The following is an 8,692-nucleotide window of genomic DNA, read 5'->3' on the forward strand; positions in this document are numbered from 1 at the left end:
ATATATGATTAGAGGTTGAGGTGTAGAGTATGCCCGTCTGGAAATTAATTGAAATAGTAGGGATATCCGACAAGTCTTGGGAAGATGCTGCGAAAAATGCGATGGATGAGGCGGCGAAAACTATACGAAATATCTCAAGGGTTTCCATTGAGGAGTTTGACTGCAAAGTCGAAAACGATAAGATAGTAGCCTATAGAACCAGATTAAAAATAATTTTCGAAGTAGAGCGTTAAAAATGAAAAACTTGAAATTCAATATTCTCTCTTTTTTTAACGCCTCAAAAATAGCTTGTCATTATTTTATTGACCAATTATTCTTTTTCTGTGGTCGACTGTTCCAGAATGTAAGTGTACTCTTTCCCTCTTTTCAAATATATGTAACAAACTAATACGGCCGTAAGGCCTACAATGCCCCAGAGATAGAACATACTATTGATTCCGAAATTGTCCACGAAAAAACCGGATATTAGTGGGCCGCCTACCATCCCTATTCCCATAGCGGTATCATACAGACTAAGAACTGTGGCCATTCCGTGTCGTCTACCCACTTCTGTTCCGAGGGCTAGGGCTGGGGCGTCAGCAGTCACTGAAAAAATCGGAGCAAGAAATGCGACCAGAAGTATTATCCCCAGATTAGGAATATAGGGTATAGTAAATAGTATTGAAGCTCCAAAACTCATACCTATCAAGATCAGTTTCTTCTTGTCGAATCTGTCTGCGATCATGCCCATGGGGGATTGTAAAACGGCTCCTACTAGGAGAAAAACCGCTAGAATAATTCCGACCTGGGTGGCTGAGGCAGCAAAACTGGATGTCAAAAAAATGGGTAGGAAGGATACTAGAGCATTTCTTGAGAGGCCGATCGATGTTCTATAAATTATTATCCCTTTCACGTTGTCGTCCTTAATTGCTCTCCTCAGTGAGGGCTTGCCTCTAATCCTTGGAACTGTTTTTTGTTTTTCTAATTCCGAGTGAGGATTACTTCTCACATCTTCAAGTTGGGGAAGGAAAATAATGACCAGCGCCAACGCTAGGGCGCTAAATGCGGCCATGGCGTAGAAGGCTGAAAAAGCACCATAAGTGTCCGCCATCCAACCGCCTATAAAAGGACCGGCACCAAACCCAACCATGAGTGAGGTCATGAAGGTACTCATGTAGGTTCCCTCTCTACCTTTAGGGGTTATATCCCCTATGTAAGCTTGGGAAACGGGTAAAACCATAGCGGAGGTAAAGCCGTTGGCAAAACGTATAAGGGTTATAAGAACCACGCTGTTGGCGATAACGTAGCCTAAACCAGTTAGAGTGTAGCCAATCAGCCCAATTATTAGAAAGTTTTTTCTTCCTCTCACGTCGGATACTCGACCCACGAACGGGCTTATAATGCTTCTGGAGAGTCCAAAACCTGCAAAAATTAAACCAATCCAAATTCCAGAAGCACCCAGACTCTGCTCCGCGTAGATAGGCAATATAGGTGCCACTATCCCTATACCCAGCATAGAGGTGAACACCGAGATGAATAGAATTAAGAAAACGTATCTTATGGTGATAGTTCTTTTTAGCAAGTACATCACAATCATAGGCGGTGAAACCGATCTGAATAAGCAGAAGATTATTTGATTTCAATTTAAGTTTTTGGGTAAAATGTGAAGTTTAGAATCCTTTACCCTTGTTGTTACAGCCCTAAATCTACGACTTGACAGCTTTTTTGGCAAAAAAGATTAAAACCAAAAGGGATTTCCGTAATAAAAACTTGTAATAAAACGGCATATTGAGGTGATTTTATTGATTATTGACACTCACAGTCAGCTTTGGAATGAGGAAGCTTTCAAAGCCATGCCCGAACACATGAAAGCAGGCTACTTGGCAATTTTCGGATCCGATTTCGCAGGACCCAAGCTCGAAGATGAAATAAAGGATATGGACGAGGCAAGAGTTGATAAAGCAGTCATAGTTGCCATAGACGCTGAAACAGTTTGGGGATACAAGGTATCAAACGAGCTAGTAGCAGAAGCAGTGGACCAATACCCGGATAGACTCATTGGATTCGCAGGAGTCGACCCACGCAAGGGAGTCTTAGCGGTAAGAGAGTTGGAAAGAGCGGTTAAAGAATTAGATCTAAAAGGGCTCAAATTGTTGCCTCACCTTCTCGAAATTAATCCCAATGATAAAATAATGTATCCGGTTTATGAGAAAGCACAGGAGCTAGAAATACCAGTGCTCCTCCACACCGGAACCCAGTTCCACTCCGGAACACGCATAAAATACTGCCAACCCTTATACGTTGATGATGTGGCGGTGGACTTCCCAAATTTAAAACTAGTAATTGCCCATTTTGGGTTTCCGTGGTTCTACGAGGCCATAGCTGTTTGCCAGAGGAATCCTAATGTTTATATTAATTTAGCAGGATGGGCTCCGAAACACATACCAGAACCTGTAATAACATATATTAATGGGCCTCTTAGAAACAAAGCCCTTTTCGGCTCCGATTATCCACTACTCTCCAGAAAAAGAATAGTAGAAGAACTAAAACAACTCCCATTTAAGAATGGCATACTTGAAAAAATCTTTGACGAAAATCCAAAGCGATTCCTAGGAATAAACTAAAACCTCCAAAAAACAACTTTTTATTTTTAAAAGGTAGAAGTAGATTAAATTTAGCTCACAGAGACGAATAACATAGAATAACATATATTGGGCCACAGGTACTCTCGGTGACCCTCGACCATTTGTTCACACTTAGCCTCAATTATGGTTTCTAATTTTTCTATAATAAGTGCGTAGGTGTCCGTGTAGGAATCTTTTCCTTTTTAATTCGGTTTCCTAAATTTTTTCCTTAGTTAAGCTTCGGGTTATTTCTTCGGTTTCGATTATTTCTATTTTTCTTTTTATTATCTCTTTGAGAAACTCTCTGGCGTCTAGACATCCTTCGGGCGGCAATACTCCCTGACTTGTGGTTTTTCCACTTGCAATCATCTGTGCGGCCACTGAGGCAGCAGCAGCGGTTGTTGTTGCGAAACTGGCTAGTCCATCATAGGTATATTTCACTGGTTCTCCTTTTCTTTCCCCGGTGACTATGAGTTTTTCCGCGGAGGCGATTGGGGCCTCTTTTTCTATCATGTCTTTAATTTCTTGGGGATAGGCATACTGTGAGAAGGTCAGTGATACAGCGAAATCTAGTGGGACTATTGATACTCCCTTGACGCTAACCGGTTGCTTGCTCGCAAATCCGGATCTGCTCAGTCTTCTAAAAACCTCATCGAGCCATACTGGAAGAGTGGCCCCCTTTATGCTTACATTTCTTACACCTTGAATGTATCGGGGCAGGGTGAGGGGTTCCGAGTGTCCGAAGCTGTAGACCTCCACTTCTCCGATGGGGTCTAGGAACTTGACAGTTTCTTTTTCCGAGCCCGCCTCTATGTATTTTACTTTTCCGTTGCGGTATGTGGGAACTTTTCCACTTAGGGAGTGTAGGATGTGATAATTTGCTGCGGGGCCTCCGGTGTCGCGGACGCTCACGGCCCAGGCTATTAGGATGTCGTCCACTCTATCCATTTTGGTGGCGGCGTACTTGGCAGTCATGTTGCTGAGTCCGGGGCTTGCTCCACAGCCTATGCATGCGGTTATTCCCGCCTTTTTGGCTTGTGGGTCGTGTTTGAAGGCTTCTTCCGCGGCGTCAAAATCGTCGCAGATGTCTACCAGGTTGACTTTTGCTTCTATGGCCGCCTCCACCACTTTTACGCAGTACTCGTAGAAGGGTCCAATGTTGCTTGAGACCACATCGGCACCGGAGATAACCTCAACTAAACTCTCGTGTACATTAGCATCAACGAACTGTGCGGCGACCTCGGTGTCCGCCTTTTTATACTTTTCAATAACCTTCTGGGCTGCGGTGATGTTTAGATCTGCAACCACGACTTCGTCTACGCCACTCTTTACTAGATCATCCACTACTGCGGATCCCATGGTGCCAGCTCCACCCAATACTACTATACGCATTATCAACACCTTTTCCTAAACAATATTATTCACGTGTGTTATTCAAATAGGAGTAAAAGCTTAACTTATATGTTTCCCGTTGTTGGATAGCGATAGGGTACGCCAAATTTCTGAATCATAGAAAAAAACATAAGCCATGCTGCTTATTTTGAAAATAAGGACCAACAGCTCTAGGAGTTCATTAAGAACACTGATATTCCAAACCAGGCCAACGGATGGCTAGAAATTTTCTGAAATCCATGTTTATACGGCAAATTTTAATTCGTCCTGATGACCAAGGTTGTAGCGAAAGATTCATATATCATATCTTTAGATAATACTTGCATTCCAAAGACTCTATAGGTCGCTTGTTGGTATTGGTGTGCTGCCTGCTTAACACGTTTGAAGAGAAATGAGATTGTTTATGAATTGATGCACTATTATTTTAAAAGGTGTTATTTATGACAAAATCGAATTTGCCAGATTTGGAACAGTTTGCTAGGGAAATAGTGGGGGCGGAAAGTTATCCGGATGACGTTCACATATATGTTGAGGCGGGTTGTGATAAATGTGGAGTGGTGCCTTTTGAGGTGACTGTTGAACACTGGAATGGAGACTCGCCAGTGGATTTCCATGGAAAGATTTGGCTTAAATGTTCGGTCTGTGGAGAGAAGCAGGAGTATCTATACTCATTACTGGAGGGTAGTAAGCTTCAGTATATTGAGGAATGTAGGTGTAAGTGTGATAGCGCGAAGTTTTTTGTAGCTAGCTGTGATCGAATAGAGGTCTGGGATGATCAACCTAGCTTTTATGATGAGGGGGTGGTTGTGGGAAAGTGTAGTGTTTGCGGTTCAATTATAAGAATCGCTATGACCGATTAGTTTTTACACAGTTATTATTGGCGAAAAAGAGATAAATTCTTGTGAAAAGAACATTTTACCCAATATTTTTGGGAAAACAATTATTTTGAGGATATTCTATTTCTATTTTGCCTTTGGCTTTAGTACAAATTCCCACCCACACCACAGATTTTCAGGGTGCTTATCAGGGGGGCATACAATGCAGTTTACTTCCATTTCGGGATTGAATGCTTTTGCGAACTCTTTCAGATAGGTGTATCTAACCTTTTTGCAGGGGAATTCTCCGACACCTTTCTTTAGTCTGGTCTTTTGGGTACGGCAACTAGTAATCCGGAATATTGCTTTATCGGATTTGACTTCCCATTCCTTGGCCTCTTGGTACAGAGCCCAGCTCGTGGCTCTCAACGCAATCATAAAGGACTCTAAATCATTACTTTTCAGTTCCAAAAGATGTTTCAAGTCTCTAGCTTCCATTTTCGCTAAAGTGCTCCAGCAGTTTCTATCTATTTCTGTTGCGGCGTCGGTGCCAAAATTTTCCTCTATGCCTAAAAAGTAGAGACCATCAACTCTCCAAATATTTTTAATTTGCAGAGAAAAAAGGTTCACTAATTTCTCTTGGGGAAGACTTTGCAACCAGTTTCTATCCATTTCGCTCATTTTAATTCACCACAATTTGTGCACCAATCCAGAAGTCGATATATCTAAATAAAAGTGTGGGTAAAAATTAAATAATCATCTCTTATATTATTAATATTCCTTATAATATTAGACAAAATTTACAATACAGCTTATAAATTAAGTAAGTTGGTGAGAAGATGAAACAACTAGACAGACCGAAAATTGTTACAGAAATTCCGGGTCCTAAATCCAGAGAATTGTGGAAGCTTCACGAGAAATACATTCCTAAGAGTTTGGGTATGGATAATAGTATTTTTGTGGAGGAGGCGAAGGGTGCCCTTCTAAAAGATGTGGACGGTAATGTTTACATCGATTTTGCAGGTGCCATAGGTACCGTAAACGCTGGTCATTGTCCACCGGAGGTTGTTCAGGCGGTTAAGGAACAAACTGAAAAACTCATCCACACCGGCTACCAGGTTGTGCCCTACGAGGTCTACATAAGATTGGCTGAGAAACTCTGCAATATCACACCTGGCTCCTTCAAGAAAAAGGCTCTTATAATTAACAGCGGAGTGGAGGCCGTTGAAAACGCGGTCAAAATCGCAATACACTACACTAATAAGCCCATTATCATCACTTTTGAAAATGCCTTCCATGGCAGAACACGGTTGGGTATGGCTCTCACAAGTAAGGTTAGACCCTACAAGTTCGGTTTCAACGCATATATCTATAACATGGACCGCTATCCCTACGCTTACTGCTATCGCTGCCGTTATGGTTTAGAGTATCCCAGCTGTGGACTAAGATGTTTACACGCTATCGAAGAGGGATTTGCAGTCCGCTATGACCCGGAAGAGATTGCAGTCATAATCGTCGAACCCATACAGGGAGAGGGAGGCTTCATAGTACCCCCAGATGACTGGTTCCCGGGACTCAGAAAAATATGCGACAAGTACGAAATAGTACTAATAGACGATGAAATCCAGGCGGGAATGGGTAGAACCGGTAAAATGTTTTGTGTTGAAAACTACGGTGTAGCACCGGACATAATTACTGTAGCAAAATCCATAGCCTCAGGTTTTCCCATCAGTGCGACGATTGGTAAAGCCGAAATGATGGATGTCGCCCAGAAGGGAGGTCTGGGAACCACTTTCGGGGGAAGCCCGATCTCATGCGTTGCGGCACTCGAAACCATCAAAATCATTGAAAACGGTCTTGAACACGCTCAGGATATAGGAGAAATCATCCTGAAAAGACTACACGAGATGCAGGAAAAACACGAAATTATCGGTGATGTAAGAGGAAAGGGACCAATGGCTGCCCTAGAACTGGTTAAGGATAAAAAAACCAAAGAGCCCGCAAAAGAAGAAACCAAAAAACTGGTAGAAAACTGCAATAAAAAGGGATTAATCACGCTGAGATGCGGCATCTACGACAATGTGATTCGAATCCTGGTCCCACTAATAATTGAAGAGGAACTATTAGAGGTGGGCCTAGACATTATGGATGAAACCTTAAAGGAGATAAAATAGTCCACTAAATTACTGAGATATATTGGGTCGAGGTGGAATAAATTCATTTCACTTAGGTGTAAATAATTTTGAGTGGATACCGATTAATAGTTTTTGACATGGACGGAACAATTATCTCCGGGCTTAACAGCTGGCAGATTCTACACAGACACTTTAACGTAGAAAACCTAACAAATTTAAGAGACTACCTTGATGGAAAAATCGACTACAATGAGTTTATGCGAAGAGACATCAAGCTCTGGCAACCACCGCCACACATCGATGAGATTAAAAAAGTTCTCTCAGATTATGAGCTACAGCCACACGCCCAGTACGTCACTAAAATTTTGAGAGAAAAAGAACTAGAGATCTGTATTGTATCAGCAGGCATAGACATCCGGGCACAACATCTGGGAAATAAATTAGGTATAAACTGCACCGTGGCAAATGGTTTAGAAACAGACCAAAATGGTTTTTTAACCGGGGAGGGAATTTTGAGAGTAGAGCTATTAGAAAAGGATAAAGCACTGGAAAAAGTTGCAAGGTCCCATGGGTTTAAACTCGAGGAATGCATTGCGGTGGGGGATAGTAGATTTGACAAATCCTTCCTATTAGCGGCAGGCCTAGGCGTCGCTTACAAAGCTTCCGAAGAACTGGTAAAGGTTGCGGACATGGTGGTAAATGATTTGAGAGAAATCCTCCAAATATTCGAAAAATAGTATTGATGAATTTTTAGAAAATGATTCTGTTTTTTAGAGTCTTCTTAGATATTCTGGTTGGAGAAGCTTTCTTCCAGTCTCAGGATCCATTTCCAGAAGCTCAATATTGGAGTCCAAAAACTCTAACATGTCGTCCTTGTCTTCGGGCAGTTTGCCGTGAACAGGCAAATAATTAGAAACATGATCGCTCAGAAATTCACTGTTAACCTCCAGGTCAGCAATCAGCATTCTGGTTTCTTTCAAAACATCCAAGGGAGAACCTAGGGTAAGAAGTCCTTTTTGGAAAACGTCGTATAGGGGAGTTCCCGGTACTGGTATCAGGGTACGGACTCGGATAAAGGCTGGATCTATCTGGTTTAACACTTTTGCGGTTTCCTTCGCGTGTGCCTCATATCTCTCCACGCCACCTAGTCCCAGAATCACATACTCGCTGAGATGAATTCCGGATTCAACCACCATCCTTCCCGCTTTAATCATTTCCTCAGCAGTTGCACCCTTATTTATGAATTTCAAAAGCCAGTCGTCCCCAGTTTCAAGGCCCAAGTGAAGCCTGTTGAGCCCAGCCTCATGCAATCTTTTCAACTCGGGAACAGTTTTAGTATGTAGAATAGTTTTCGCCCGAGCATAGCTGGTTATTCTCTCCAGATTCGGATAAACATTATAGGTATGGTCCAATATCTCTTCCAACTCCACGGTTTTCAGGATAATGGAGTTGCTATCCCCCCAGAACATGGTGGGTCTCTCCCCGTAAACCTCCGCCGCCATCGAAATATCACTCTTAACCTCTTCCACCGGCCTCCGGGAGAATTTTTGACCCTTATACATGATACAGAAAGCACACCGATTCCAGGGACAGTTCCGAGTCACCCTAATCAGCATACTATAAGCCTCAGATGGCGGGCGATAGGGAGGAAACTCAAAACCCATAAATATCACCATACTTCACAATAAAGTCCCAATTTTTAAAGTTTAGCATACCAATCTTCGGCGATGTAGTTTCGTTCGATTCT

Annotated in this window: 9 protein-coding genes; 5 read left to right on the forward strand and 4 right to left on the reverse strand. The window is 42.4% G+C overall.

Annotation, left to right across the window (positions count from 1 at the left end):
• Window positions 1-29: 29 nt before the first annotated feature.
• Window positions 30-233 carry a dodecin family protein gene (locus ACUVXA_RS12135; protein WP_445871532.1) on the forward strand — a complete coding sequence of 68 codons (204 nt, stop codon included), beginning with the start codon at window positions 30-32 and terminating at the stop codon, window positions 231-233.
• A 77-nt stretch (window positions 234-310) separates the two neighbouring features.
• On the opposite strand, the gene ACUVXA_RS12140 is transcribed toward ACUVXA_RS12135, so the two are convergent.
• The gene (locus tag ACUVXA_RS12140; protein ID WP_445871533.1) at window positions 311-1,495 is read right to left on the reverse strand and encodes an MFS transporter; all 1,185 of its coding nucleotides are present in this window, start codon (window positions 1,493-1,495) and stop codon (window positions 311-313) included.
• A 286-nt stretch (window positions 1,496-1,781) separates the two neighbouring features.
• Here ACUVXA_RS12140 and ACUVXA_RS12145 point away from each other — a divergent pair, with 286 nt between their 5' ends.
• On the forward strand, window positions 1,782-2,603 hold the full coding sequence (locus ACUVXA_RS12145; protein ID WP_445871534.1) for an amidohydrolase family protein: 822 nt from the start codon (window positions 1,782-1,784) through the stop codon (window positions 2,601-2,603).
• Between the two features lie 216 nt (window positions 2,604-2,819).
• Here ACUVXA_RS12145 and ACUVXA_RS12150 read toward each other — a convergent pair whose 3' ends face one another.
• Window positions 2,820-3,995 (reverse strand): saccharopine dehydrogenase NADP-binding domain-containing protein, encoded by a 1,176-nt coding sequence (locus ACUVXA_RS12150; protein ID WP_445871535.1) that lies wholly within the window; start codon window positions 3,993-3,995, stop codon window positions 2,820-2,822.
• 440 nt (window positions 3,996-4,435) lie between these two features.
• Between ACUVXA_RS12150 and ACUVXA_RS12155 the strand changes: the two genes are divergently transcribed.
• Window positions 4,436-4,855, forward strand: coding sequence for a hypothetical protein (locus ACUVXA_RS12155; RefSeq protein WP_445871536.1), 420 nt, complete (start codon window positions 4,436-4,438; stop codon window positions 4,853-4,855).
• Between the two features lie 102 nt (window positions 4,856-4,957).
• Here the strand turns inward: ACUVXA_RS12155 and ACUVXA_RS12160 are convergent, their stop codons facing one another.
• The gene (locus tag ACUVXA_RS12160) at window positions 4,958-5,491 is read right to left on the reverse strand and encodes a DUF6125 family protein (RefSeq protein WP_445871537.1); all 534 of its coding nucleotides are present in this window, start codon (window positions 5,489-5,491) and stop codon (window positions 4,958-4,960) included.
• A gap of 158 nt (window positions 5,492-5,649) precedes the next feature.
• On the opposite strand from ACUVXA_RS12160, the gene ACUVXA_RS12165 reads away from it, so the two are divergent.
• Both ACUVXA_RS12165 and ACUVXA_RS12170 read left to right on the forward strand, forming a co-directional pair.
• Window positions 5,650-6,984 (forward strand): aspartate aminotransferase family protein, encoded by a 1,335-nt coding sequence (locus ACUVXA_RS12165; protein ID WP_445871538.1) that lies wholly within the window; start codon window positions 5,650-5,652, stop codon window positions 6,982-6,984.
• Between the two features lie 68 nt (window positions 6,985-7,052).
• Window positions 7,053-7,682 carry an HAD-IB family phosphatase gene (locus ACUVXA_RS12170; protein WP_445871539.1) on the forward strand — a complete coding sequence of 210 codons (630 nt, stop codon included), beginning with the start codon at window positions 7,053-7,055 and terminating at the stop codon, window positions 7,680-7,682.
• 33 nt (window positions 7,683-7,715) lie between these two features.
• On the opposite strand, the gene ACUVXA_RS12175 is transcribed toward ACUVXA_RS12170, so the two are convergent.
• Window positions 7,716-8,609, reverse strand: coding sequence for a B12-binding domain-containing radical SAM protein (locus ACUVXA_RS12175; protein WP_445871540.1), 894 nt, complete (start codon window positions 8,607-8,609; stop codon window positions 7,716-7,718).
• Window positions 8,610-8,692 lie beyond the last annotated feature (83 nt).

Source organism: Candidatus Jordarchaeum sp. (assembly GCF_052745115.1).

Bases quoted from the DNA above. Each gene is read 5' to 3' on its own strand.
- ACUVXA_RS12135 (WP_445871532.1), top strand. From the start codon at position 30: ATGCCCGTCTGGAAATTAATTGAAATAGTAGGGATATCCGACAAGTCT.
- ACUVXA_RS12140 (WP_445871533.1), bottom strand. From the start codon at position 1,495: ATGCTGGGTATAGGGATAGTGGCACCTATATTGCCTATCTACGCGGAG.
- ACUVXA_RS12150 (WP_445871535.1), bottom strand. From the start codon at position 3,995: ATGCGTATAGTAGTATTGGGTGGAGCTGGCACCATGGGATCCGCAGTA.
- ACUVXA_RS12155 (WP_445871536.1), top strand. From the start codon at position 4,436: ATGACAAAATCGAATTTGCCAGATTTGGAACAGTTTGCTAGGGAAATA.
- ACUVXA_RS12160 (WP_445871537.1), bottom strand. From the start codon at position 5,491: ATGAGCGAAATGGATAGAAACTGGTTGCAAAGTCTTCCCCAAGAGAAA.
- ACUVXA_RS12165 (WP_445871538.1), top strand. From the start codon at position 5,650: ATGAAACAACTAGACAGACCGAAAATTGTTACAGAAATTCCGGGTCCT.
- ACUVXA_RS12175 (WP_445871540.1), bottom strand. From the start codon at position 8,609: ATGGGTTTTGAGTTTCCTCCCTATCGCCCGCCATCTGAGGCTTATAGT.